This window comes from Microcoleus sp. B9-D4 (assembly GCF_036705105.1).
Lineage (GTDB): Bacteria > Cyanobacteriota > Cyanobacteriia > Cyanobacteriales > Microcoleaceae > Microcoleus.
The window spans coordinates 92,666-118,914 of record NZ_JAUBTS010000013.1 but is presented as its reverse complement, the minus strand read 5'-3'; the positions used below and the strand labels follow the sequence as shown (position 1 = coordinate 118,914).

Annotated in this window: 18 protein-coding genes and 1 pseudogene; 6 read left to right on the top strand and 13 right to left on the bottom strand. The window is 39.9% G+C overall.

What is annotated here, in order from left to right; all coding sequences use genetic code 11:
- A partial coding sequence (locus QUB24_RS11030; RefSeq protein ID WP_333153216.1) for an FkbM family methyltransferase occupies nt 1–1,043 on the bottom strand: 1,043 nt, incomplete at its 3' end.
- A 112-nt stretch (nt 1,044–1,155) separates the two neighbouring features.
- Here QUB24_RS11030 and QUB24_RS11025 point away from each other — a divergent pair.
- A pseudogene (locus tag QUB24_RS11025) lies at nt 1,156–2,005 on the top strand (IS630 family transposase).
- A gap of 12 nt (nt 2,006–2,017) precedes the next feature.
- Here QUB24_RS11025 and QUB24_RS11020 read toward each other — a convergent pair.
- Nucleotides 2,018–2,437, bottom strand: a complete 420-nt coding sequence (locus tag QUB24_RS11020; protein ID WP_333153215.1) for a tetratricopeptide repeat protein — start codon at nt 2,435–2,437, stop codon at nt 2,018–2,020.
- Nucleotides 2,438–2,549: 112 nt separating this feature from the next.
- On the opposite strand from QUB24_RS11020, the gene QUB24_RS11015 reads away from it, so the two are divergent.
- The 3 genes from QUB24_RS11015 to QUB24_RS11005 are packed head-to-tail and all read left to right on the top strand — an operon-like array spanning nt 2,550 to nt 5,926.
- Entirely contained in the window at nt 2,550–2,978 is a 429-nt protein-coding gene (locus tag QUB24_RS11015) for a tetratricopeptide repeat protein (RefSeq protein WP_333153213.1), read from the top strand.
- A complete protein-coding gene (locus QUB24_RS11010) occupies nt 2,966–3,454 on the top strand; it encodes a methyltransferase domain-containing protein (protein WP_333153212.1) in 489 nt (162 codons plus the stop codon). Before QUB24_RS11015 ends, QUB24_RS11010 begins: the two co-directional genes overlap by 13 nt.
- 51 nt (nt 3,455–3,505) lie before the next feature.
- Nucleotides 3,506–5,926, top strand: coding sequence for a CmcI family methyltransferase (locus tag QUB24_RS11005; protein ID WP_333153211.1), 2,421 nt, complete (start codon nt 3,506–3,508; stop codon nt 5,924–5,926).
- A gap of 9 nt (nt 5,927–5,935) precedes the next feature.
- On the opposite strand, the gene QUB24_RS11000 is transcribed toward QUB24_RS11005, so the two are convergent.
- The 7 genes from QUB24_RS11000 to QUB24_RS10970 all read right to left on the bottom strand — a co-directional run bounded on the left by QUB24_RS11000 (nt 5,936) and on the right by QUB24_RS10970 (nt 20,715).
- Entirely contained in the window at nt 5,936–6,598 is a 663-nt protein-coding gene (locus QUB24_RS11000; protein WP_333153210.1) for a TylF/MycF/NovP-related O-methyltransferase, read from the bottom strand.
- Nucleotides 6,599–6,671: 73 nt separating this feature from the next.
- Nucleotides 6,672–8,921: an N-acetylneuraminate synthase family protein gene (locus QUB24_RS10995; protein WP_333153209.1), complete on the bottom strand. Its 2,250-nt coding sequence runs from the start codon at nt 8,919–8,921 to the stop codon at nt 6,672–6,674.
- Entirely contained in the window at nt 8,911–9,600 is a 690-nt protein-coding gene (locus tag QUB24_RS10990) for an acylneuraminate cytidylyltransferase family protein (RefSeq protein WP_333153208.1), read from the bottom strand. The genes QUB24_RS10995 and QUB24_RS10990 overlap by 11 nt, the downstream gene beginning before the upstream one ends.
- Nucleotides 9,601–9,678: 78 nt before the next feature.
- Entirely contained in the window at nt 9,679–10,368 is a 690-nt protein-coding gene (locus tag QUB24_RS10985; protein WP_333153207.1) for a hypothetical protein, read from the bottom strand.
- Between the two features lie 128 nt (nt 10,369–10,496).
- Nucleotides 10,497–15,245, bottom strand: a complete 4,749-nt coding sequence (locus QUB24_RS10980) for a tetratricopeptide repeat protein (protein WP_333153206.1) — start codon at nt 15,243–15,245, stop codon at nt 10,497–10,499.
- 121 nt (nt 15,246–15,366) lie between these two features.
- Entirely contained in the window at nt 15,367–15,939 is a 573-nt protein-coding gene (locus QUB24_RS10975) for a hypothetical protein (protein ID WP_333153205.1), read from the bottom strand.
- Between the two features lie 186 nt (nt 15,940–16,125).
- Nucleotides 16,126–20,715, bottom strand: a complete 4,590-nt coding sequence (locus QUB24_RS10970) for a tetratricopeptide repeat protein (protein WP_333153235.1) — start codon at nt 20,713–20,715, stop codon at nt 16,126–16,128.
- A 339-nt stretch (nt 20,716–21,054) separates the two neighbouring features.
- On the opposite strand from QUB24_RS10970, the gene QUB24_RS10965 reads away from it, so the two are divergent.
- Nucleotides 21,055–21,189 (top strand): hypothetical protein, encoded by a 135-nt coding sequence (locus QUB24_RS10965; protein ID WP_333153204.1) that lies wholly within the window; start codon nt 21,055–21,057, stop codon nt 21,187–21,189.
- A gap of 280 nt (nt 21,190–21,469) precedes the next feature.
- Here QUB24_RS10965 and QUB24_RS10960 read toward each other — a convergent pair whose 3' ends face one another.
- From QUB24_RS10960 to QUB24_RS10945, 4 genes are all read right to left on the bottom strand, one after another.
- Complete coding sequence (locus tag QUB24_RS10960; protein ID WP_333153203.1) at nt 21,470–22,072, bottom strand: 50S ribosomal protein L25/general stress protein Ctc; 603 nt, start codon at nt 22,070–22,072, stop codon at nt 21,470–21,472.
- A 64-nt stretch (nt 22,073–22,136) separates the two neighbouring features.
- A complete protein-coding gene (locus QUB24_RS10955) occupies nt 22,137–22,505 on the bottom strand; it encodes a hypothetical protein (RefSeq protein ID WP_333153202.1) in 369 nt (122 codons plus the stop codon).
- A 37-nt stretch (nt 22,506–22,542) separates the two neighbouring features.
- Nucleotides 22,543–22,914, bottom strand: a complete 372-nt coding sequence (locus tag QUB24_RS10950; protein ID WP_333153201.1) for a hypothetical protein — start codon at nt 22,912–22,914, stop codon at nt 22,543–22,545.
- Between the two features lie 406 nt (nt 22,915–23,320).
- Nucleotides 23,321–24,661, bottom strand: coding sequence for an adenylosuccinate synthase (locus QUB24_RS10945; RefSeq protein ID WP_333153200.1), 1,341 nt, complete (start codon nt 24,659–24,661; stop codon nt 23,321–23,323).
- A gap of 400 nt (nt 24,662–25,061) precedes the next feature.
- On the opposite strand from QUB24_RS10945, the gene QUB24_RS10940 reads away from it, so the two are divergent.
- Nucleotides 25,062–26,099, top strand: a complete 1,038-nt coding sequence (locus QUB24_RS10940; RefSeq protein ID WP_333153199.1) for an adenosine deaminase — start codon at nt 25,062–25,064, stop codon at nt 26,097–26,099.
- The last annotated feature ends 150 nt before the right edge of the window (nt 26,100–26,249 follow it).

The window sequence follows — 26,249 nt, the reverse complement described above, 5'->3', positions numbered from 1 at the left end:
TGAAGTTGGGTTTGTAATTGTTCCTGTTGGGTTTGAGATTGTTTAAGGTCGGTTTGGGTTTGTTGAAGTTGGGTTTGTAATTGTTCCTGTTGGGTTTGAGATTGTTTAAGGTCGGTTTGGGTTTGTTGAAGTTGGGTTTGGAGTTGTTCCTGTTGGGTTTGAGATTGTTCTAATTCTACTAATATTTGATCCCGTTGAGATTCTAACTCAGCTAAATTCTCTGCTTTTTGTTGCAGTTGATCTTGGGTTGGTTCCAACGTTCCCAACGCTTCTTGGTAGTGTAACTGTAAAGTTTCTAACTCCTGTTGGGTTTCCTGAAGCAATTGAGATGTTGGGGATAGGGATTGAACGGGAAGCAGCCCATCCTCAGTTCTAACAGTCTGACGCACATAGAACGCTTCTCCCCAAGCGGGATGGTAGGGAGTCTCTTCTGCTACACGCTGGAATTGGTAGTCGGTGAGGAACAGATCGACTTGTTCCGCTAAAGCCCCGCCTTTAAACAGTTCTTGATAATGAACTGTGGTGTAAATGGCATCTAGGGTGTTGAGGAGTTGGGTAGCGCCTTCTAAGGCGAGGAGTTCAGCACCTTGGATATCGAGAATCAGAATATTAAAGTCTGTAGTAGAGAGATGCAGTTCTTGCAGGAGAGTATCCAGGGTGCGGGAAGGGAGGGTGAGTTGTTGCGTTTCTTTAATATTGGGGTAAATTTTGCTGTACTGTTGCCAGGGTAGGATGGAGCTGGTAGACTCTAGGGAAGCCAGATGCAGGGTCACGGTGTCGTTGTGGTTGGCAATGGCAGCTTGAACGACTTGGATATTGGGGCGATCGGCAAAATTCTCCTGCAATCTTTCAACAGCAGTGGGGTTGGCATCGATGAGTAGGGTTTTAATGGTATTGGGGAGGTTGAGGCGTTTGAGGGTTTTGTGATCGTAAGCGCCTATGGAGATAATACCGCGTGGGGTGATGTTGTGGTGTTGGCAGAGGTCGGGAAAGTTGAGTTTCATGGAGGGGGTTGCTTGAGGTCTAACGATTTGAGTTTCCATTGTATCAGGTAGTAGAATTGAATCAACGGAAACCATTAATAAATTATCCTAAGCTGTTAAGCATCTAAATAGGGTATAATGGAAAACCAAGTTTAGAAAAATCAATCAAAAGATGCCTTCTAAAAATCATTTAAATTAAAAGCAAGTAAAGAAACTACAGAAAAGATTAAAAGAGGAAGAAAATGGACAAATCAGAGAAAGAATCTTAATTCTATTATTGCTAAATGATGGTAAAAAGCAAAGTGAAATTGCTAAATTTTTGGCCTGTTCCTTAAACAAAGTATGTTATTGGTGTGTACATGGAGACCCGGACAAATTAGAAAGCCTGAAAGATGAAAGAATGAAAGGAAATTATAGAAAAGCTACAGATAAATATATAGAGATATTATTAGAAACAGTAGAAAAAGAACCGGAAGAATTAGGATATGAATTTGGGAGATGGACATTAGTGTAAAAAAGGAAAGAGAAAACAGATTAGAGGAGACAGGAGAAAAGGAAGAGTTAATGTGATGGGAGGATTGAGATACTCGGATAAAAAAAGATTTGTAGAATTTCTGGATAAAGGGAATGCAGATAATTTTTATCAAGTGTTAAAAAGTTTTTATCAACAGCTAATTTATGAATGGGTATTAGCGGGAAATCAAGCAGAAGAATTTGCCGAAAAAGGAGCCAAGATCCTTATTATTCTTGACAATGCAAGTTTTCACAAAAAAGAAGAATACCTGGAAAAAATTAAAGTAGAAATGCCAAATATCTATTTAGAATTTCTTCCAGAATATAGTCCAGATTATAATTTAATTGAATTAGTCTGGCATTCAGCTAAGGAATATATTGCTCATCGACTCTTTAAATCAGTTGATGAGCTAGAGTGTTTATTACATCAGCTTTTAAATGAAGGACAGTTATCTATTAAATGGGGACATAAACTTAAAAACAAAGGTAATGCTATAATCACAGTTTAAATACACAACAGCTTAGGATTTATATTTATTAACATTGAGTTCTATGGTTTTCTGATAGGTGGCTAGGGCTTCATCCCATCGGTTGAGGGCTTCCAGGGCTTTCCCTAATCCCCAGAATACTTGGGGTTCGGTGAGGTGTAGTGCGATCGCTGTATTGTAGGATGCGATCGCGTCTTGCCACTCTTCCTGCTGGGCTAAAACCTGTCCCAGGTAAAAATATGACCATTTAGCAGTGGGATTGACCGCTATGGCTTGGCGGAAAGCGGTAACTGCTGCATCCCAACGCCCTAACTGGTGCAGTGTTTCCCTTAGTTTTTGGTAAGTCCAATAGAAGTTAGGGTGCGACTGTATTGCTTTTTGATAAGCGATTAAGGCTTCTTCTAAACATCCCACTCGCCGCCATTGGTTGGCTTGTTGAAAACTGCTGTTCATGAATCAGTGCTAAATTGTTTGCATTTTCGTCAGTTGGGTGATATGATACCATTGGCGGCGGTTGCGGGCCTATATCTGGACTGGTAAGTCTGTTATGAGGAGTGGTGAGGGGATGAGTGCGGGTGAGTTGCTGAAGCAGGCGAATCAGTTGAAACGGTCTGGGAGGTTGGATGAGGCCATCGCGCTTTATCGAAAAGCTATTGAGTTAAATCCTGATTTTGGTTGGACTTATTACTACTTGGCCGAAGCTTTAGCTGAAAAAAAGGTCATTAATCAAGCTATAGTGCAATTAAATATAGCTTTAAAAATTCATCCTAGTAATTATTTATTTAAGGCTTTGGAAAAAAAACTTATAAGTCAATTAAGCAGCATTCCATCAGGTAAAAATTTCCCTAACTGTGCTATTAGAGATGTCAAATATAATGAAACAACAATGAAAAAATCAGAATGCTTTTCAAGTGTTTATACTCACGCAAAAAAATCATTGATTCTTCTCTTACCTTTGCTGACCATAATGGCAAGCTACGAATGCTGGAGATAGGAGGTTCTATAAGTTCTAATGCCCAAAAACAGTTTCCTGAATTTGATTATTATAATTGCGATTTAATTGATAGTGATAGTTTACCAACTATAGTATCTGATATTACTGATGCTTCAAATATAGAGTCATCATATTTTGATTTTATTTTTTCAAATAACACTTTTGAACATATTAATCGTCCTTGGCTGGCAGCTCAAGAAATTTGTCGAATTCTGAAATTAGGTGGTATTTGTTATATTTCAACTGTATTTTCTTGGAGATATCATCCTGTTCCAATTGATTATTGGAGATATTCTCCTGATTGCCTAACTTTCTTGTTTAATAGTTTGGAAAAGATAGATGCCAATTTTAACAGTTTCTACAGAAGAAAAGATATTAAAGGATTTTGGCCAAACAAATTAGATGAATGTCCTGTTGATGATTTAGGAGGTTGGAGGGAGAACTGGGTTGTTTATTTTGCTGGTAAAAAGAATTAAAATTTTTCCGTAATAGCTATTTATTTTTGTCGAGTTATAAAACATCTAAATATGATCGATATTATCAAAAGAGCTAATCAATTTAAACGGAAAGGTTACTTACAGGAAGCCATCAATGAATATGGAAAAATCATAAAATATAATCCATATTTTTATACTGCTCACTATGAAATGGGTATAGCCTTAGCTAAACATGGTAAATTAGACGATGCAATTAAGCAATTACAACTAGCTATTAAAATCAACCCCAACTCTGCTTTATCACACTATTATTTAGGGGAATTTTTCCTTACCAAAAGTGACTTAACAGGTGCAATTGAGTCTTATGATAGAGCCATCAAAGTTAATCCTAATGTTTATCGATTTTATGAAGGTTTAGCTAGAGCTTTGGCTAAAACAGGAAATGTAAAAAGAGCTAGAGATACTTATCAGCAGGCTGTGAAGTTAAAGCCTGATTTGCTAATCCGAATTAGTGATATTAATTTGTGGGTTAATCAATCCCTAAGTCAATCTTCTCAAGTTCAGTATTTGCCTTTGATTTTTGGTGACATTGAATCAGCAAAAACAGTTTTAGGTATTGAAAAAGCTGATGACTGGGTTGAAATTTATTCGAGAGCTATTGAATCACAACTGATTAAATATATTCCGAATACAAAAAACAATGGATTGCCTAGTTATGATTCACTTGTTGCTCATTATTCCAGTGACGGAGAAAAAATTATTATCAGTAGTGAGGGTCACAAAGAACAACGAGTTTGCCTAATTAGGGATGAGTCTGGCAATGGGAATCATTTGGTTCAATCACAACTGAATCAAATGCCTATTTTTCAAGATGGGCTTAATAATAGAGGCAAACTCAGATTTGATAATGTTCGTCAAACTTTGCTTAAAAGTTGTGGTAATTTAGCCATTAATAAACCTCAAATTACTTGGTTCACAGTGTTTAGTCTTGGAATTGAATACAATCATGATAAACAACTGCCTCATGGTGCAGTTTTTAGAGCGGAAGTTAATAATTTCCCAGGGTTTTATGGTACTTTTATTGGTAATGACAAGGGTTTATATTATTTAGCAATCAATTGTCGTAGTGAAAATAAAAATTTTCATAGTATAAAAGAAACTAAAATTATGACAGGTAAAATTTACTTATTGACTGCTACTTGGGATGGTATAGGAGATAGATTTACTCTCAGAATTAATGGTTGTGTGGTGGGAGAAATTAATAATGTTGTACATACAGAAGATTTTAATCATGGCTTAATTGGTATTGGTGCAGATACCAATAATAACCACAACTTTAATGGCGATTTTTATGAACTACTTGTATATAAGTCAGTTTTACAATTAGATGATATTGTTGCAGTTGAAAAGCACCTATGCCAAAAGTGGGGTATAGAACATCCTATATTTAAAATTGATATTTTGTCTTCTCAAATTACAGAAAATCCTAATTTTTCTTGGCATTACTATTATTTGGGTGAATATTTTGCTAAACTAGGCTATTTTGGTAAGGCTATCGAAAACTATAATTTAGCATTTACGTTAAATCCTGAATCTAGCTTAATGAGGTATAAGTATGGGAATTTTATAGCTGAATATTTTAATCCAGAAGATGCTGTTGAATGGTTGGAATCAGCAGTGAATAAATCTGCCAATACTCCGGTTTCGTGTTATGTAAATCTCGCTGATATTTTAGAAAAAATAGGCAGACTTGATGAAGCGATTTATTGCTATCAAAAAATACTATCCTTAAATATTACACAAAATCCCTCCCTTTATTTTAAGAAAATAGATGACTTAAAATCTAAAAAAGATCAGAGTCTATTTTTGAAAATCAAGACTGAAATTATTACTTATTCTAATCAAATGTTGTCAGCCGGCACATCTAATGAATTAAAAAACAAAATAGAAGAAAATATAGACGGCAGGTGTTGTCATCATAAAGTAATTGTTTTAAAATTTATAAGAGATTTTTTTGCCAACAGAATTAAGCGATATTTAGAAATTGGAGTTCATAATGGTACTTCCATGAGTTATGTACTAAATTCCAATATTCCAATTGTGGCTATTGGAGTAGATTTGTTTGAGGATACCTACGGATATTATCAGCAACATGATCACATTAATATAAAACAAACTAAAAACAATATTAAAAAAAATAACCCCTACAATTACCAGTTCACCTTGATCAAAGGTAATGCTTGGGATACCAACACATTTGATCAAGTTGAACAGACTTTGCAAGGAGAACCAGTAGAACTATTATTTATTGATGGAGACCACTCTTATGAAGGTGTCAAAAAAGATTTTACCATTTATTCCCCTTTAGTAACTTCAGGAGGTTTGATAGTCTTAGATGATTATGAACCCCGGTATCCTGGTATTTTAAAATTTGTAGCTGAAATTGATTGGAATCAGTACATTGTGTTAGGAATTTTTCAGGAAAATGAGTTAATTTTGCAAAAGAAGTAAATCTGATTTTCACGACTTAACTACATAACAAGGAGTCATACAAAAAGGGAACTTATAAATTTTTACTCCTATGTCCTGAAAATAGTCATCAATGGCTTTTGTTTCTCCAGGAAACACGGAATAATCATCAAGAATCAAAATTCCACCGCTCACAATTCTAGGGAATAAATGTTCTAAAATTGTCACTGCCGGCTCATAAATATCAGTATCTAAATTGAGCAAAGAAATCTTTAACTCTGGATGCTTTTCTACATAACCAGGAACAGTATCTAAAATATTACCTGCGATTAACTCCACATTTTTGTCAACTCCCTTATTTTCCAAAACTGCCATTAACTGCTCCGTCGCAATACTTTGTTCTCCGGCAGCCTCCACAAACTTTTTTCGTGGCTCGATATCCGCAGCAAAATTTGTTTCTGGAAAGGGGCCAAACATATCAAAGCCAATAATTTTTTTAGAGTAAGCACTTCCCAGTAAATCTCTAAACATAGCAAACCGTGCCAGAGATGTTCCCTTGAACACTCCACATTCAACAATTGCACCGGGTAAATTTTCTACTTGTTTATAAAGTTCATAGTGGGCGATTAATTTTCCGATTCTAGTAGGATTACAAGAAAGGTAAAAATCGTTCTCGTATTCAAAAGCATTGTTAAAATTCGGTAGTTGAATCATAATTAAGCAAAGTGTTTTTAGAAATTGATATGGATGTGGATCAAAGCTATGTTAACATTAGCTATCTTAACATTTATTGTGAAAAATATTCAAGCCGTTCTAAAGAAATCCAAAAACCCTCCCCGTCGTTTTTATGACCTTGCCAAATTTCAGGAATAAAAGAAGCATTGGGAGCAACACTGTTCAAAGTCTGGAATAATGAATAAAAATCCATTTCTCCATCTCCAATCTGTAAACCTTCCCCGTCAGTGCCTTCTGCATCAGCTATATGCAAATGAGCTACATAATCGCCGACTTGTTCAATAAACTTTCTAAATGACCAACCTCCATAATTACAAGCAAGTTGAGAGTGGGAGACATCTAAACAAACACGATATTTGTACTGATGACAGAATTCAACTATTTCTTGGGGTTCTACAAAAATATTATGATATCTTTGCCCGCCAAAATGCCAGGGAAAAGGTGGCATGGTTTGAGGAATTATTTCCACCCCCGATAAATGTAGTTGCGATAAGCTGCTAACTAACCTCTGATAAAGTTGTGACTTCTCAGAATTTGGTAAAATCTTGTCTATCGTAAACCCACCAATGTTAGTTACAATTAATGGGCGAGTAGCTTTCTTAAAGAATGAAGCGATTTGCTTAGTTAAGTTAACAACTCGTTGCAATTCATTAATAGAGTGTTGACGATAGCTTTCATCTTCAGCACATAAATCAAGAATGTGGTCTCCAGCAAATAATTCTGGACTATGTACCACCAGATCTAAATCATAAGACCGATCAAAATATTTATGAATATCTTCCTCTAAATCTTTATAGCTTAAATGAAATTCCAGAAGGTTAGGGTTAGACTTAGCCAATATTGCCTTAAAATCATGGTAGCGCACAGGTACGCCCCAAGGACGATTAAACTTGTAAGGACGGGCTTTTACCTGTTCCTCCTCTAAATCGCTAAGGAAAAAGAAATCTCCTGTCCTAAAATTTCGTTTGGCTTTTTTACCAATTAATTCTGATTTACGGTTAGGTTGTAACCCCCGCCCAGGACTTTTGACCTCTATCATCTTGCCTGTGATTTCTTGTCCTACCGTCAAATCACAATTAATAACTAAACTCTTAGCTAAATTTTCTCGGTTCATTAACTCGCCTTGGCTGGGGCGACGCTCTCCTGCTGTTCCTAAAGCTTGTTCGACTTGGCGAATCCCTTCTACCATTGCTTTAAACTCTTCTGGCAACAGGCTCACCTTATGGTCGTTGCCTTCCATTGTTTTATCCAGGGTAAAGTGCTTTTCAATGACTTTGGCTCCTTTAGCTACGGCTGCGATCGCCACATGATAACCCCGCTCATGCCCCGAATAACCCACTGGACAATTCCCGATTTGAGCTAACTTATCTAAATAATTTAAGTTAATATCCTTAAAAGGAGCAGGATAAGTAGAGTTACAATGAAGCAATATATACATTGCCCCCATTTTTTGCAATAATCCGACTGACTCCTTAATTTCTGACTCGGTAGACATCCCTGTAGAACAAATGAGGGGTTTACCTGTGTCTACCAAGGCTTTAAGTAAATCGTGATTAGTCAAGTCTGCGGATGCGATTTTATAGGCAGGCATTCCATAGCCTTCTAGGAGTTTGACGGTGTTAAGATCCCAGGGTGTACAAAGAGGTAAAATTCCGCGTTCCTGACAATAATCAAATGCTTGCAACATTTCCTCGGAGGTTAACTGAAAACGCGAAAGCAAATCTAAAGTATATTGCGCTCCCAAGTCTTCTTTTGCGTCATTAGCATCGCCTGCATTACGATATAAGGATGCCATATCCCGCATTTGGAACTTAGCACAATTAGCACCCGATGCTATTGCATGGTCTATCAGCCTTTTCGCTAAATCCAAACTGCCATTATGGTTAATGCCTATTTCAGAAATAATAAATGTGGGCGAGTTGTCGTCAATGGTGAAATCACCAATTTTTATGCCAGCCGGTTCCTGTTTAGCGATCGCGACTAGGTGGTTATTTTCATCTACGATGGGAATAAATTCAATCCCTTGAGAAAAGTAGGAATGGATTTGAGTCGGTTCATCACTAATAAAAGCAAATTTAAAATGCTTATTAGAAGCCACTGAAACAGGTTGATTGAGGTCAGTAGTTTCCTGTTCTATCAGCCAACGCCTAAAATCACCATCGGTTAAAACTCCGTCTAAAACACCTGCTTCAGTAACAGAAAAAATGATTCTATGTTTGTTATCACTAATTTTTTTCAGAGCATTAATCAAACTATCCTCTGAAAAAACAATATATTGAGATAGGTTTCTATCAATTTGCATGGTTTGTGTGTTGTTTGGTTAACAAAAATTCAGCAATTTCAAAATCTAACATCGAATCAATATCAACACATGGCTCAGCCATAACATATAAAGATATTTTACCACCCAATCTATTATTATATTCCCGCAACACCCAAGGTTTAAAGATATAAATCGAGCCATTTTCCCTGAATTGTGGATTCATTTCTTGCCTTCGAGGTCGGTTACGGTAGTCATAGTTAATTGATCTAGCCACCCCATCAATTTGTTCCCATAGGAAGGAATGACCAGGAGAAACCGATAGCAAGGAATCTGCTTGCTCTTGCTGAAACTGAATAATGGCTTTGTCAATATCATCATCTTTTCTCAAGGGTGATGTACATTGCAGAAAAACCACTAAATCGGGTTCATAATTTTCTGTGTCTTTAAGGTAGTCGAGAGCATGAATAAGTGCTAACTCCGAAGAAGCAGTATCTCCGCTAATTTCTGCGGGACGCACGATAACTTCCGCACCATAGCTTTTAGCGACCGTGGCAATTTCTTGGTCGTCAGTGCTGATGATAGTGCGATCGGCATGAGATGATTGTTTTGACTGTTCTATGCTGTAGAAAATGAGGGGTTTGCCTGCAAGGGACAAAACGTTTTTGCGAGGTATGCCTTTAGATCCACCTCTACAGGGGACAATGGAAACTATGGTCATTTTTATTTTATCTTAATTTGCTCTGAACAATTAAAAGTCGATTAATTTGATTTTTAAGATTTTATTTTTACTCTATACTTATGTATAAGTAGAGGACTTGACAAAAATAGACGTAATGTGTCTTTGTTGGTGAGTGGGTATTAGTTTTATATCTAATTCTTCAAACTCTTTTTCTTCAAAACCTAGATTAAAAAGTTTGAATTTCTGATTCTGCATTGTTTGTGATTCCATATTATCAATACAAACAATCAAATTAGGATTTTTCTTGATGTAGATTAAAGTTGCATCTAATGTTTGTTCTCTAATAGCACCATCTATTAAGACGAAATCAATTTTTTTAGGTATTTCCAAACAATAATTAACCTGTAAAAGACGATGATCATCTTCTGAAATGAGCTGACTATCATTTTTCCAATGACTCCAAGGTTGGTATTTATAACTATTATTAATTTTGTGCCAGTCACAGTTAGAAAAATGCAAGCACCACTTGGATATCAACTTTGGTTTTTTCGACATATATTCAATCAACAAAATAGCAAACTCATGATTAGCTTCAAAAGTGTGCAATTCTTTTAACTGATTCGCAAACCAAGGGGTAGATGAACCTCCACCAAACTCTATTCCTACCATTTCTTGGTTTAGGTTTTTACTTAGCCATTCTATAGCTCCTCTAGTCAGCCAAGGAGTTGGGTTTGTAAAAAATGGTTTAACCGTTTCAGATGAAACTAACACATCTACAAATTTGTTTTTAGTTTTTTGATATTCCATAGCTATTGTTCCTTTTTCTCTTTTAGTTAGTAGATTTAGATTCAGATACACTGCTGATTGTAAGTTTATGAAGTACAGTAGTACAGGCAGACACAGAGTTAATTCCTTCAGGAAACCTTCTTGATACTTCACTTGCCTGAAAAGTGCTGTATGTATTTTACACAGTTGGCAAGGCGAAATGCAAGCATTTCAGGAGTATATAAATTATTATACCTTTTAATCAGATTGTCATCAAATAAATTGCCAGATTCTATTTTTAGCAAATTAATTATTTTTTTAGCAGCAGCATCAATATTAAAAGGTTCAATTATCGTACCATATCCACCTAAAGCTTCAGGAGTTCCTCCCACATTGAAAGCCACAATATTACGCCCTGTACACATGGCTTCTAGTATAGATAATGGGAAAGGGTCATCACGACTGGACAAAAAGAAAACACTAGCATTTCTCAAATAGTATTCCCAAGGAGATTCTATATGACCAGGAAACAAAATCCGCTTTTCCAAACCAAGAGATTTAATTTTAAATTGACATTTTTCATATAATTCTTTCCCCATAGGAATAACTTTTCCTAACCAAATAAACTTTACTGTAGAATGCTCCTGACAAACTTTAATTGCAGTGTCTACAAATAAATCAGTTCCTTTACGTTCTTGGACACTAGCAATATTCAGCACAAAGAGATCAGAGATAGATAGATTTTTTTGTAATCCCAGATTATAATTCTTAGGAATATCAGTACATTCATGAATTTTATATATATTTTTAGAGTTAGGATAAGATTTTTTAATTGCTTCACTACAAGCATCTGAAACGGTTAGATGAGCAAAATTAGGATTAGTAGATATGTCTATAATGCTTTGATGAGCAATAGTATAATTTCGCTTCCACTGGTTGAGTGTCCAATCTGTTTCATGCCAATAAATAAATACTGGAATGTTGAGTTTAGCAATTAACTTTACAAAGTTAGGATGATTCCAAGAACGGAGAGATGCGGCACTATTAAAAATGACGAAATCATACCAGTGTAACTTGTGGGCTATTGTTTTACTAAGAGATTCTAAGTGACTTGAAGAGTATTCCAGATATATGCCATGATTTTGAACTAAGTAGGGGGCAACAATTTGAATACTTTTATTCATGCCAAGCGGAGGCTGTTCCATAGAATTAATGATTACCAAACCTCGTAAATTTGATTCTCCATTCCATTTTCTCTGCAAAATTGACTGACGAAGAGAAGAATAAAAATTAAGTTCAGTTGCTCGGTAATAGTTAGTAATAGATTCCTCTCCTTTGCCTGATATGGCTAACGCTTTACCTAAATCATAGTAAAAGCCAGAAAAATTTGGAGCAAGCTGGGTCGCTTTATCGAACTCAGAGACTGCTGATTGTTCGTTGTTTAAAGACAAATAATGTTGACCCAACTGATTATGAAGCCAGGCTGAGTGTTGTAACTTGCTGAAAATATACCTTGGATTCTTATCTGAATTATTTTTGAGTCCTTCAAGTTTTTTAGCTGTTATTAAAACAGGAAACTTGGGAAACTTATTGTTATACTCGACATCCGCATGTTGGATCGGAGAAAATGATTGCCTGTAAGCTTGTTGAGTTTGTAAATATATCACTCTTTGCTTGATATCCCATTGAGCGTTATTCATTGTGTTGGGTTTAAACTTAGCTATAATATCTTCATCTAAACCCATTACAATTTCGCACTGACAAAGATATCCAATAGATATACTACAGGTGGACAATACAGATAACAATCTTGTAGGATTGATTAAAATTGCGAATAATTCCAAAGGCACATCATCAAATTTGTCTTCCACCTCAACACATTGACGACCATTTTCTTTAAGTTTTTGAACCAATACTCTCGATTGCTTTTGTGCTTTTAACGATGGATGAGCTTTAATAAGAACTGTATCTTTTGGGGTTGTATACTTCAAAGCATAGGATAAATAAATCTCCATTTCTTTCTCAAAATCTTGCACTTCAGGAGACTGAGCAAAGTACGATGTCGGAAGAAAAACTATTGACGAACTAGCTTTCTCTTTAATGTGTTCACAATACTCAACAAATCCACAAATAGTTTTAGCACTGTCTTTTACTACTGATTTGTAATACTGAGGCTCAATAAGGTTTATTGAACAGTGACTAAAAATTTCCTTAGTTTCTTCATAAGGAGCAATTAGATAAGCTTCACTAATCGCTACAGTATCAGAAGGATTAAAGCGCCTGCTAATTGAATGTTTCTTTAAAATTCCAAGGGCATCACCGAAGCAGATTTTCCGGGAATTTGGGTAGAGAGACCAAATAATATCATCTGTTGCTGACCAATGATACACAACATCAACGGCTTTTAAACCAATATGACATCTAATCAGTTCTTGTACTGTTGCAATACTAAGAATATTTAATGAATCCTCAGATCGTAAAAAATTGTAAAATTTTCCTATGTTTATGATTTTTTTAAATCGCCATATCTTGGCTATTTGAAGTAATATATTGACTCCTTGTGGATTACCTCCCGCTAAAATCAGATAATCATCACAGTTCTGATACTCTCCACTAGCTTGCTGAGAGCGTAAAACAGATAAGACAGTCAGAATCTTATGGGGGACAGAAGCAACAACAAATATTAACCTTTTATATCTATCTGTTGTTGCGGAAACTATTGAATCATATTCTTGTTCTTCGAGTTGAGATTGATGAATCCTCACTTCCTCATTTATTTTATATTCGTAATGATTATTTTGAATATTTAAGTAGTTTTCATAACAAGTAAGAGCTTCTCTTAAATTTCCTTGCCTTTCCAAATAATTACCCAAGTTAATATATGTATGAGATAATTCTTTTGGGTTGATTTTAATGGGTAATTTCAAACCTAATTCATTCGCAGATTGTTTAGTATCGGATATGTCTTTTTCAAAATTTAATTTGAACCATTGTATGGGGTAAAACTTACCATGATAGCTTTGCATTACCTGTAAAGAGTACGCCAAGGTTAGAAAAAATATTTTTTGTTTCCAGTAAGCTGTATAATTCTCGGTTTTTTGTTCAAGATTCAAGTGATCTAATCCTATTACTACTTCTGTTTTCCATAGATAGGCTAATAGTAAGCAACTTGCTGAACAGAAAGTGATAGCTCTCTTAAATTCTACATAGACAGCAAAAATTTCTATAGGTATCAATCTAAACTCTTTTAACTCAATAATATTCCAGCCAAGATTTTCTAAACGTTGCTTTAAAATAAGAGATTGTTGGCTATGTTCTCTAGGATGACCTTTAATCACTATAGTTTCTTGTGAATCACAATATTTTTGAATATGAGACAAATATAAGTCTATCTCTCTTTCTAACGTATCAACAATACCAGCTTCTAGGAAATAGCTTGTTGGAACAAAAGTTACAGATTGACCGAAAGATTCGGCTTGTTGATTAATTATCAAACAATAATCCTTAAATCCTTTTATAGATTCTGCACTATCAGTAAGAACTTGCTTAAACTCTTCAGGATCTATCAACTTAACTTCACACAAATCAAAAGCTCCGGGATTTCCTTCCAGAGGAGCAAGTAAGTAAGCTTCATCGACTTTAATTCCTTCTGGAGAGTAAAGTAAGTTGCTTTGATTAACATTAGAAATTAACTTAAGCTCACCCAAACCATCTCCAAACACAATCTTTCGAGCGTCTGGGTAAGCCAATAAAATAACCTGATAAATCCACTCATGGTTAGATTGCAAATAAATTGTTGAATCTTGTCCTAAATTTAACTTTTCTCGAATCCAATCTACAGTTGCATTGAAATCCAACAATTGGCGATTGTACAGAACCTCTGTACTATGTAATCCATAAACTTTACTAAAATTCCAAATTTGAGCTACTTGTAATATCAACTCAGCATTCCTTTTTGCATCATCACTACTGAGATGCTTTAATCCTCCACTAATAACTAAAATATCCTCCGTGTTAATATCTGGCTCTGAAATATTCTGCTGTCTGAGAATAGTAATAGCTTTCAATAAATCTAAAACAGTAAATACTAAAATTACTCGCTGAACCGTTGGGGCAGATATACTGCTTGATTGAATAGTTTTTTCTTTCAATAAACTTTGCCAGTGATGCTCTATATGTTTTTCGACCTCATGAGACTGTAGTCTCAAAAATTCTTGATAATGTTTTTGTCCTTCTGTTGTTTTTCCTTGCTGAGTTAGGAATTGATATAAACGATAATGCCCTTGAGCATACTCAAAATTAAAATTTACGGTTTCCTGATAATAGGCAATTCCTTCTTGAATTTTATTATTTTTTATTAATAAACAATCGAGTTTTTGCCGAACTTCAAGAAAGTTCGGATGAATTTTTAAAGCATTACGATAAGAGGCAATAGCTTTATCTAAAAAATTTTGCTCCTGATAAGCCTCTCCTAAATTTACATAAGCATGAGAATTATTTGGATTTAACTCAGATGCTTTTTTTAAATTTGGAATTGAGTCATGATTGACTCTAGCAATAGTTTTTTGATCGGATTGTAAAAATTCATTAGATATAACTTTTTGTTTGCCAATATTAAATTTGATATCAGAGATTTTTTGATAAACCGTGATGACTTCTTTCTTTTTGCCGAACTTCTCCAACAACAAACCCAACTCTTTATGCAACCAGGCAGCCGACGGTTTCAACTCGATCGCTTTCCGATACATTTCAACCGCTTCATCCAAGCGTCCCAACTTCCCCAAGGTTTCCCCTAAATTCTCATAAACACCATAAAACTGCGGATTCTGCTCGATCGCCAGTCGATAAGCCACCACCGCCTCTTCTAACTTTCCCTCTCTTAACAATTTGTTGGCTTGCTGAAAGGCTGTCACAGTCATGGGTTTTATACTCTAAAAAAATAAGGGTTGCCAGTCTGGGCTTTAGTCAACGTCAAACATCTTATCACAAATTCCACATTGAAACCGACAGGGGGGATTGGCAGCATGACGATTAACCCACTCAAAAGTTCCGAGGTTCTACCGAAAGCTGTTCACGGTTCAGCAAATCTGTTTTTACAGACTGCACAAACACCTTAGAACGCTCCAAATCCGCTTGAATCCGTTGTAACTTCAACTGTATGCCCTCTACCCCTGATGCGGCATCCTGTTGAGGCAAGGGAACCTCCGCCATAGAGGAGTCCGATCCCAATTTAACCATAACTTCTGCCATCTTAACCAGACTCTGATCCCGTAAAATCCCATATATTGTTAACTGGTCTTGCTGATCAATTATTTTACTCAAATCTAGGGTGGCTCGAAACCCACTAATTCCTGCTTCTGCCAATTGGGGATAAATTTGGGCCACATCAGGACGAGGAACATTCACCGCAATGGTTTTCAACACTCTCCCCTGATGAATCACTTCAACCGCGATCGCCGGAGACATTTTCCCCAGAACCCAACCCCGAAACTCAACGGCCCCAGCATTAGTTTGAGTTCCTGTTTCTGGTGCATCGAGATTAAACGCTAGTAACCCTTGAGATTCTGCGAGGGGGACACTAAGCACTTCTACAACGTCAATCATTTTTTTCATTTCAGATTGCTGAATCCTGAGTTAATTGGTTCCTTAAGCGTAGGGCGGATGATTCCAGAGAGACGGAGGGTTTTACTGTTCAGTTGATACCACTGGGGGATGCCAGAGGGAGCGAGACTTTAGTATAAACCAGAGAGACAGAGGGCTTTAGACTTAAGTTGACACCCTAAACTCATAGGGATGTTCCTAATGACTCCCCCGCCAATTCTCGTCCTCCAATCTAATACCGCTATCTTGACAAGCTCTGGTTAAATGCGGGCTGTAGTAAGGGTCATTCTCAATATATTTTTGCCACCTGCTTTCCATCAGCTTCGATTCCTGCCTCAGCCGCTCTTTCTTTTCAGGCGAGTCTTCGTAACCCCGGCTTTTAGATTCGTGGTGGTAGAGAACTACATGAGGCAGGTAAATATTTCGGTACCCTTTCTCTAGCATTTTCAAACACAAATCCACATCATTGTACGCCACTGTTAGCTCTTCGTCAAACCCCCCTACACTTTCAAATACTTCGCGGCGACACATTAAACACGCAGCAGTTACGGCTGAAACATTATTCAGGCCTACCACATTCCCGAAATACCCTGGTATTGATCGCGGCATATGGTAATAACTGTGACCCGCCACACCGCCGCCGAGCCCCATCACCACTCCCGCGTGCTGGATTTTGTTATCTGAGTATATCAACAAATTGCCCACAGCCCCGATCGAGCTTCTCTGAGCTTGTTCAACCATCCCATCAATCCAATCGGGAGTAATTACCTCTGTATCGTTATTCAAGAACAGCAAGTAATCTCCCTCCGCTTTGCTAGCAGCGTAGTTGTTAATCTTAGAGAAATTGAACGGAATATCTAGGCGATAACTTTTAAACCTCGCTGATTCCTTAGCCCTCCATTTAGCCAGAATTTCCGCCGTGTGTTTCTCTTGACTGCCGTTATCAATGACAATAACTTCGTAGTTGGGGTAGACGCTCTTAGTAAAGATAGACTCCAAGCAATTGTCCAAAACATCGCCTAAATCCCGCGTCGGAATAATGATGCTGACCCGCTTGTAATCCGCAATTTTGTAGCGTGCAATAAAGTGTCCCAAAAAGTAGGGAACGCCTTCAATTTTCCCCGGTTCGCCCCGGCGTTCGAGCGCCTCTTGCAAAGCTTTTTGCCCTGCATCATAGGCATAGGGTTTAGCCTCTACCCCGCCAGCCGCCGAACCCGCGTGCATTCTCCAGTGGTAAAGAATTTTAGGGATGTGAAATATTTTGTCAGTTTTTTCCGTAAACCTCAAAACCAAATCATAATCCTGAGCTCCCTCAAAACCTGGTCTAAAACCGCCGATTTCATTAATTAGCGATCGCCTGTAAGTTCCCAAATGGCAAGTGTACATCCGAGATAAAAATGAATCCGGGCTCCATTCTGGCTTGAAGAAAGGATTTATCAGTTCCTGATCCTGATAAATCTTGTCTTCATCTGAATAAATCATGTCCGCTTCCGGGTGCCGATTCAGCAACAGCACCACTTCATACAAGGCCTCTGGTGTCAGTGTATCGTCGTGGTCTAGCAAAGACACAAATTCACCCGTCGCCAACTCCAAAGCAGAATTAGAACAGTGAGAAATGTGACCGTTTTTGGTTCTGTAAGCTACTTTGATCCGGCTATCTTTGGCTGCATATTCTTGCAAAATTTGCTTGACATGAGGCGCGGTTGATGCGTCATCCGCAATGCACAATTCCCAATAAGGATATATCTGATTTAGAACTGATTCTATTGCCTCCTGCAAATAATTTTCTGGCGTATTGTAAGCCGGCATGACAATACTAATCAGCGGCTTGTAGTTAAAGATTTCTAATATTTCCGCCATTTTTCGCAAATCAGCTTCTCTGGGGCTGTTCTTAGCGCGCCACTTCGTGTAAGCTGGGTCTTGACCGAGGAATAGCGAATCTCGCAAGTTTTGATAATCCAAACCAAAAAGTTTCGGATCGAGTTTGCTCGCCGTCTGATACTCTTCCAAAGCTTCCGAAAGCTTATCTTGTTTAGCTAAAGTTTTGGCTAGATTGTAGTGAGACCAGCCAAAGTCAGGAGCCACCTCGATCGCTTTCCGATAAGCAGCAACAGCTTCATCAAGCCGACCTTCTTGTTGAAATACATCCGCTAAGTTGTGGTGCGACCAAACAAAATTTGGATTCAGTTCTGCCGCTTTCTGATAGCTTTTAATAGACTCATCAACTTTACCTATCCATTTCAGGACATCGCCTAAATTGTGGTGAGTTCCAAAGTAATTTGGATTAATAGAAATTGCTTTGCGGTAGGCAGCCACAGCCTCGGCAAATTTACCTTCTTCTTGTAGAGAAGTCCCTAATTCGTGGTACTCCGTAGCTATCCCAGGGGTGTGTTCGATCGCCTTTCCAGACTGTCCGTGAACAGCGCGATCGCTCTTTTCCGCCCCCCTACTTACACCCTTTTTTTTTAACACCTCTTCTAACAGCCCAGAAATAGCCTTGTCATCAGGCCGAATCTGCAACGCCATTTGATAAAAGACGATCGCCCCATCCGACCAATTCTTCCGCACCAAAGCATTAGCCAACTCAACATAAAGGTCAGCATCATTCGGCGCAATCTCCAGCGCCTTGTGATACAACTGCACGTCATCACGATTATCCTGAATCGCCTTTCTGTACAAACCCATCGCATCCCGTAAATCCCACTGCGATCGCATCCTCAAAGCATCAGCCAACTTTTGCGAAAGCCACGGCAAATCCGCCTGAATTTCCGCAGCGCGGCGGTAAGCGGCGATCGACTCATCCCACCGTTCCAGATTCTCAAAAGCCGTTCCCATGTTGTAATAAGTCCACGGAAAATCGGGATTTAACTCGGCTGCGCGCCGGTAAACATCGATCGCCTCATCCCACCTTTCCAGTTCTAGCAGCGCGTCGCCCAATTTGCTCTGCGACCAGAAGAAATTCGGATTAACTTCGTTAGCACGCCGGTACGCAACAACTGCCTCATCCCAACGTTCCAAATTCACCAGCGCTTCTGCTAAATTGTTGTGCGCCCAAAAATGGTCAGGATTGAGTTCGATCGACCTTTGGTAAGCCGAAATTGCCTCATCCCACCTTCCCAGTTTAATCAGGGCGTCTGCTAAATAGTTGTGCGCCCAACTGAAATCTGGATTTAATTCTGTTGCTTTCCGGTAAGACTCTACAGCTTCTTCCCACCGTTCCAGCTTCAGCAACACATCGGCTAAATTGTTGTGAGACCAGCTAAAATCAGGATTTAATTCGATCGCCTTGCGGTAAGCATTTACAGATTCCTCCCACCGTTCCAACTTAACCAGCGACTCAGCTAAATTGTTGTGCGACCAAGAAATATCAGGATTATTTCTAATGGCATTAGTGTAAGCATCTACCGCCGCTTCCCACTGTTCTTGCCCCTTAAGAATTTCGCCTAATTCGTGATATGCTGCGCCTGAATTTGGGTTCAACTCAACCGCGCGCCGGTAACACTCAATTCCCTTATCTACCTTACCTTGCTCGATCAAAGTTTTGGCTAAATTCTCGTGTTCCTCGGCGGTGCCGGATTTGGGGTCGATCGCAAATGCTCGATACCAAGCCTCAGCCGCCTCCTCCGACTTGCCTAACTGCGTCAAAAGTTTCGCATAATTGCGGAAAGCACCGGCAAAATCCGGTTTCATGGCGATCGCCTTTTCGTAAGCAGAAACTGCTTGCTGCCACTGTTCCTGCTGGGCGCAAACGCTGCCGTAATTAGCGTAAGCTTCGGCAAAATTTGGGTTAATTTCTATTGCTTTGACATAGCAACTTTTAGCTTCATCAATTTTGCCGCCAGCTTGTAGCGCGTTGCCTAGCATTTTGTAAAGCGGCGCTTCCGGCTTAATTTGCAGTGCCTTCTTGCAAGCTGCGATCGCCTGTTCCACTTTGCCCTGAGCAAAATAGCCTTCTGCCAGTATTTTGTATGCTTCTGGATCTTCTATATTAATTGTAGAATTAACTGCCTGCTGAACTGGCGGCTTAACTGGGGGCTGCACTGGCGGCTTAACTGCGGTTGCTGCGGGCTGCTGCTTAACTGCACCGTTTGTCGCCGTTGCACCCGCCAAAGTTTGCTGTCCCTCGCTGCCGTTTCTGGCATTAGCTGCGTTGAGTTCAATAGCTTTGCGATAATATGCTGTCGCTTCCTCTAACTTGCCTTGTTTTTTTAGCGCTTCGCCCAAATTTTGGTAAGCCGTCGCCACATTAGGATTTAATTTTATAGCGCGATCGTAACAGGCGATCGCTTCGGGGAATTTTTCCTGCCGAAAAAAAGCGTCGCCCATATTCAAGTGTTCCCCTGGCGCTACTTTTTCCGGTTCCAAACTAAATGCTTGATACCAGCACTGCTGGGCTTCTTCCGGTTTGCCAATTTGTCCGAATACTTTTGCTAAATTCCGGTACACTCCCGCGAAATTCGGCTTAATGGCGATCGCCTTTTGATAAAATCCGATCGCCTCCTGCCATTTTTGCTGCTGCGCGCCCAGGCTGCCCAAATTCGCATATACTTCCGCAAAATTCGGTTCTATTTCAATCGCTTTAGCGTACCAGTGCCGTGCCTCTTCCATCCTGCCTTGAGCTTGCAGCGCGTTGCCCAAAGTCTTGTAAGCTGGTGCAAAATTGGGGTGAATCTTCAAAGCTTGCTCGCAGGATGCGATCGCTTCTTCTATTTTTCCTTGGGATAAGTATGTTTCTCCCTGTTGGTTAAATTGAACCGCTGTTGATTCTGTATTCACTGTTGATGGCATATGGGCGGCGGCTCCAGAGGCAGGAATTAAATAGGGTAGTCTAAACGTTTCACAATTATACTCGCGTTTGACACTAACAGTAGCGGGCTTGTTCCCCCAATTCTTAATTTTTTTGATTCCCGGTGCTGGCGAGGAACCGGGATTCTCGGCTGATTTTTTGATTTTACGGCTAAATATGTAAGAATCAGTACGGTTTCTGGCAGATTTGCGCGCCCGTTGGGACTCTTGTAGCGAAAGAGTTGATCGCCCGTGTTGTAAAGAAAAGTAAACACTGCCCACATCTTGCACCATTCTCAAGAACGGGTTCTCCGGCCCGTTCCACAAGAGATGAATTTTCTTGTGGAACAGGCCGAAAAGCCTGTTCCTAAACGGGTTCTCCGGCCCGTTCCACAAGAGATGAATTTTCTTGTGGAACAGGCCGAAAAGCCTGTTCCTAAACAAGTAATTGAGAATGGTGCAACATCTCAGTTGTAAGATGGTTTCTTGTAGCCTGGGCAAGGGAGATTGCACCCTTTTCTATAGGCTTTTTAGCGGCGTGCTAGAAGCCCAACCCCTACTCCCCAAAAGAAAGTCATTCACTATTTGTGGAACAGGCCGAAAAGCCTGTTCATAAAAGGCTAATTGACAATGGTGCAAGATGTGCGATCGAACCCAAATTAGAATATCCTTTTTAGCAAAAAACGATCGCCCTTTTGGGAGAAAGCGATCGCCCTTTTTTTGCAACCATTAGTTAACAACTATTAGCAATTACTAATTAAGCTGCTGCTGCGTCTGCTTCTGCGTCTTCGGCTTCAGAACCTGCTTGAATTCCTAGGACGCTAACAACCACCTGATCGGGTTCGCCGAGAGCTACCACTCCTGCGGGCAAAACTAACTCGTGAATGTGCAGCGCATCCCCAACCTTTAAATGAGAAATATCTACTTCAATTGCTTCAGGAATGCTGTCAGGTTTGCACTTAGCTGCGAGTTGCGTCAGCACGGTATCCAAAATGCCGCCTTCTAACTTGACGCCGACAGGTTCGCCGACAAAACGCAGTGACAATTCAACTTCCAGGCTGTCTTGAGTCGCCACGGAGAAAAAGCTCAGGTGGTAAGGATAGCCCTTCCAAGGATGAACTTGCACTTCCCGGAGCAAGGTTTTTCCGCTCCAAGAGAGGTCGGGAATGCTGAGGTCAATTAGGGCATTGTTGACTACGTGCTTTTTGAGCAGGTGTTCAACTGTTTTGGCTTTGATGGTAAGGGAAATGGATTCAGAGCCTTTGTGGCCGTAGAGGACGGCGGGAATCAATCCAGAGCGACGGAGGGCGTTAGGTTTGCTGCCTTCTGCCCGCTTTTGACATTCTACTGCGAGTTCCATTTTATGACTTTCTGCTGATTGTTTTCACATTTTACCAGAATTGTGATATTGCGATCGCGCTCAATTAAATTCGCTGAAGGTATTGATAATTTTCGTTTTCCACACACTTCAGCAATTCCAGCATTTTCCTCAAACGGTACGTTCCTGCTTGATACTCTTCTTTTGAAGGGGAATCACCCAGCTTAGTAAGAACTGCATCGCTTTCATTGATGATTGCTTCGCTGAAAATTTTCTTGAACTGCTGGCGAATATCTTGATTTAATTCAACTAGAGGCAGAATTACATTTTCTTCATCTAGGTAAATTTCGGTGGCGATTGATGCCCCGCCTATTTTTGAAAATGCTGATTTTGCTAACCACTCGTAAGTAGCTGCTGTTATTCTTACACTATCGGACGGTTCACCATGGGCTGAATAAAAACTGATGTCAAACATTGGGATTACTCCTTCTGGTAAACATCCAGAAACTCATTCAAAGGACTCGCTGAAGATACTGATAATCTTCGTTTTCAACACATTTTAGCAAGTCCAGCAATTTCCTCAAACGGTAGGTTGCTGCTTGATATTCTTCTTTGAGAGGGGAATCTCCCAGTTTGGTGAGGACGGTATCGCTTTCGCAGATAATTGCATCTCGGAAAAAATTTCTGAGCTTCTGGCGAATATCTCGATCTAACTCAACTACAGGTAGCTTCTCCTCTTCTTCATCTATCAAAATATTTCTGGGAACTGATTTGCCAATTTTTGAAAATTCTGATTTTACCAACCACTCGTAAACCTCTTCAGACATTTCGACATAGTGTGGTGACAGTTCGGTTTTGAAGGCATAAAAAATAAAATCTAACATTAGCTTTCCTCTTGACCAAGAATTTTTTGATGGTACCCGCCACGTGATTTATCCGTGGAATCAATCCAAAATCTAAAATCTCAAATCCTCAAGCCCCCGAATTTATCCGTGGGGTCAATCCAAAATCTAAAATCTAAAATCTAAAATCGAATGACCTTCCTGATTTAACAACTTACTTTCGGGAAAATATTACAAGTCATTAGTGTCAACTTAAGGCTAAAATCTTTGATAAATCTCACTTTTATTGTAGTCTAGATCCCCCTCGCATCCCCATTAATAAGGGGAGTAGGGGTTGACTTTGAGAAGAGTCTTGTCCCCCCCTTCTTAAGGGGGGCTAGGGGGGATCTAGATTTAATAGTCAAACAGCAGTCTCTGACTGGGTTTGACGTTAAGTTTAGACCAATGATTACGAGTGTGCTGCTACTGGTGTACCGTCAGCAGAGAGCAAAGCGCGCTTTGGCCCGTGAATCGGGTCTTCTACAATAATAGTTTGGTCGCGGCTCGCACCGAGAGAAACGATCGCGATCGGCACTTCCATCAAATCTGCCAAAAACTTCAGATAATTCAAAGCTTGCGGCGGTAAATCTTCCAAATTTCGGCACTCTTCCGTAGACTGTTTCCAACCGGGAAGGGTTTCGTAAATAGGTTGGCACCGAGCAAATATCCGGGAACTTTTCGGGAAATCAACACATTTTTCGCCGTCAATTTCGTAAGCAACGCAAACTTTTATTTCTTCTAATTCATCCAAAACATCTAGTTTGGTAATTGCCAGACAGTCAAGGCCGTTGATGCGGACTGCGTAGCGGCCGATTACTGCATCGAACCAACCGCAGCGGCGTTTGCGGCCGGTTGTCGTGCCGAATTCTGCACCTCTATCGCCCAAAATTGCGCCAACTCCATCTACCATTTCGGTAGGGAAGGGGCCTTCCCCGACGCGGGTTGTATAAGCTTTTGCTACACCAATTACGCGATCGATCGCTGTTGGGCCGACTCCGGTTCCCACACAAGCCCCACCAGCGATGGGATTGCTGGAAGTAACGTAAGGATAAGTACCGTGGTCTAAGTCTAATAAAGTGCCTTGCGCGCCTTCAAACAGAATATTTTTCCGCTTGTGAAGTCCCTCATAAATCTTCAGGGAACTATCAACTACGTGCGGCCGCAAACGTTCGGCATAAACTCGATATTCATCAATTACATCTTGGGGATTGAGAGGCGGCAAATTGTAGAGTTTTTCGAGAAGGACATTTTTACAATTAATCGTCCATTCCAATTGTTCTTGCAACCCGTCCAAGTCCATTAAATCGAGCATCCGAATGCCAGTGCGTTCGGACTTGTCGGCGTAAGTAGGGCCAATGCCGCGTCCCGTCGTCCCGATTTTATAATTTCCGCGCTGGGTTTCCGATGCTACATCAATTAATCGATGATAGGGCATCGTTACGTGAGCCGTCTCCGAAATCATCAGCGAGGTTGTCGAAATATTCAGTGCCTCTAGCTGATCTAACTCTGCAATTAAAACTTTCGGGTCGATGACCGTACCGCAGCCGATAATACACTCTTTATCAGGGTAGAGAATCCCGGAGGGAATTAAGTGCAGCTTGAAAGTCTGACCGTTTACTACCACGGTGTGACCGGCGTTGACGCCCCCTTGGTAGCGGACAACGATATCTGCGGATTTGCTGAGCAAATCGGTAATTTTGCCTTTTCCTTCATCGCCCCACTGGGCGCCGATCACAACTACGTTAGCCAAGGGTTTCTCGCGTTCAGTTCAGGTTGACACAATCTCCGATTATGTATGAATGCGTCCGAAATGTCAAATAAATTTTTGTTACAATTGAGAGACTTGAGGCTGTATTGCTCTCAAAAACCAACTTCCAGCCCTATCGGGGGACTTGGGAAGGGAGAGTAGGAGAGGGGAAGAATGGGTGAGGATTGGACGAGTTTTTAGGGGAATCCCATGTGCAGCTTAAATGTGGAAGAGTTTACCGGCTGGAGGTTGTTGGCTAGTATTTGGGAAAACCCGGTTTCTCACCACTGATGCGTATAGGACTAAATTACAAATTCTTCAATCCTTCAATTCTTCAATCCTTCAATTCTTCAATCCTTCAATTCTTTCAATCTAAAATCTAAAATCTAAAATCTAAAATCGCATGACTTTACACGCTGAGTTGCACCGCCATCTGGGTGGTTCTGTCGTTCCTAGGGTGCTGTGGCGGTATTTCGATCGCCACAATGCTGAGATGGTTAATCGATTTCAAGAATACTCGGAGTTTGAGGAGTTTTACACTCGTCCGCGCAATACTCTCAATGAGTATTTGGAACTGCACACGCTGGTAGAAAGCGTTCAAACTGTTGAGACGTTGCCTTATTTCATCTATCGGTTGATGCGGGGCGCTTACGTGTTTGAAAATCTGGCTTATTTGGAGTTGCGCTATACCCCTTATTTGCGGACTCCAGAACATTTGAATCAGTCAGAACGCATTGATTTGATGGCAGAAATTGTACAGGTTGTGGGCAAGGCAAGTCAAATTAGCGATTGTCCGATTGTTACTAGCCAAATTTTGTGTATGCACTCGCGTTTACCCTATGAAGTGAATCGGGCGATCGTAGATTTGGCGGCCGGGATGGGAGAATATGTTTGTGCGATCGATATAGCTGGTGGCGATGATTGTATTGGCGATCGTTTGGAGGAGTTTGTCGGATTGTACCAGTACGCGAGGTCGATCGGCATCAAAACTACCGGCCACCTCTACGAAACTACCTCTGGCTGTTATCCCGAACTTCTGCCCTATCTGATGCGGATCGGCCACGGGATTCAAATTCCCTTAAAATATCCCGAACTGCTGCCAGAAGTCGCGCGCAGGGGTCAATGCTTGGAAGTTTGCCCGACTACCTATCTCAAAACGGGTACGTTGCAGGATATGCGCGAATTGAAGGTTGTGTTCGATCGATGTTTTGAAGCTGGTGTCGATATTGCCATTTGCACCGACAACGCGGGATTGCACAACGTGCGATTACCTTTCGAGTACGAGAATTTGTTAACTTTGGATATCATTGATTTTCGGCAATTGCAAGCGTGTCAAGAAGCTGCTTTCCGCCATGCTTTCGCGTGGCCCTACGGGGAGCGGCCTGTGAAAATGCTAACCGGTTTGTTGCAGCCTGAGTCTGTGGGGGCGATCGTTAATTAAAGAATATCTATTTAATGAACCGCGAAGGAGCGAAGGAAGAGAAAAAAGAAGATAGGTAGATGTCTTCAAGCAAAAACTCTACTTGGAAATAAGAAAAAGCTCTTTCTTCTCTTCCTTCGCGCTCTTTGCGTCTTCGCGGTTCGTTTAAAA

Excerpts from the sequence above, each read along its gene's own strand:
- QUB24_RS11000 (WP_333153210.1), bottom strand. The coding sequence starts at position 6,598 with ATGATTCAACTACCGAATTTTAACAATGCTTTTGAATACGAGAACGAT.
- QUB24_RS10990 (WP_333153208.1), bottom strand. The coding sequence starts at position 9,600 with ATGACCATAGTTTCCATTGTCCCCTGTAGAGGTGGATCTAAAGGCATA.
- QUB24_RS10995 (WP_333153209.1), bottom strand. The coding sequence starts at position 8,921 with ATGCAAATTGATAGAAACCTATCTCAATATATTGTTTTTTCAGAGGAT.
- QUB24_RS11020 (WP_333153215.1), bottom strand. The coding sequence starts at position 2,437 with ATGAACAGCAGTTTTCAACAAGCCAACCAATGGCGGCGAGTGGGATGT.
- QUB24_RS10940 (WP_333153199.1), top strand. The coding sequence starts at position 25,062 with ATGACTTTACACGCTGAGTTGCACCGCCATCTGGGTGGTTCTGTCGTT.
- QUB24_RS10970 (WP_333153235.1), bottom strand. The coding sequence starts at position 20,715 with ATGCCATCAACAGTGAATACAGAATCAACAGCGGTTCAATTTAACCAA.
- QUB24_RS10955 (WP_333153202.1), bottom strand. The coding sequence starts at position 22,505 with ATGTTTGACATCAGTTTTTATTCAGCCCATGGTGAACCGTCCGATAGT.
- QUB24_RS10975 (WP_333153205.1), bottom strand. The coding sequence starts at position 15,939 with ATGAAAAAAATGATTGACGTTGTAGAAGTGCTTAGTGTCCCCCTCGCA.
- QUB24_RS10950 (WP_333153201.1), bottom strand. The coding sequence starts at position 22,914 with ATGTTAGATTTTATTTTTTATGCCTTCAAAACCGAACTGTCACCACAC.
- QUB24_RS10985 (WP_333153207.1), bottom strand. The coding sequence starts at position 10,368 with ATGGAATATCAAAAAACTAAAAACAAATTTGTAGATGTGTTAGTTTCA.
- QUB24_RS10960 (WP_333153203.1), bottom strand. The coding sequence starts at position 22,072 with ATGGAACTCGCAGTAGAATGTCAAAAGCGGGCAGAAGGCAGCAAACCT.
- QUB24_RS11015 (WP_333153213.1), top strand. The coding sequence starts at position 2,550 with ATGAGTGCGGGTGAGTTGCTGAAGCAGGCGAATCAGTTGAAACGGTCT.
- QUB24_RS10980 (WP_333153206.1), bottom strand. The coding sequence starts at position 15,245 with ATGACTGTGACAGCCTTTCAGCAAGCCAACAAATTGTTAAGAGAGGGA.
- QUB24_RS11010 (WP_333153212.1), top strand. The coding sequence starts at position 2,966 with ATGCTGGAGATAGGAGGTTCTATAAGTTCTAATGCCCAAAAACAGTTT.
- QUB24_RS11005 (WP_333153211.1), top strand. The coding sequence starts at position 3,506 with ATGATCGATATTATCAAAAGAGCTAATCAATTTAAACGGAAAGGTTAC.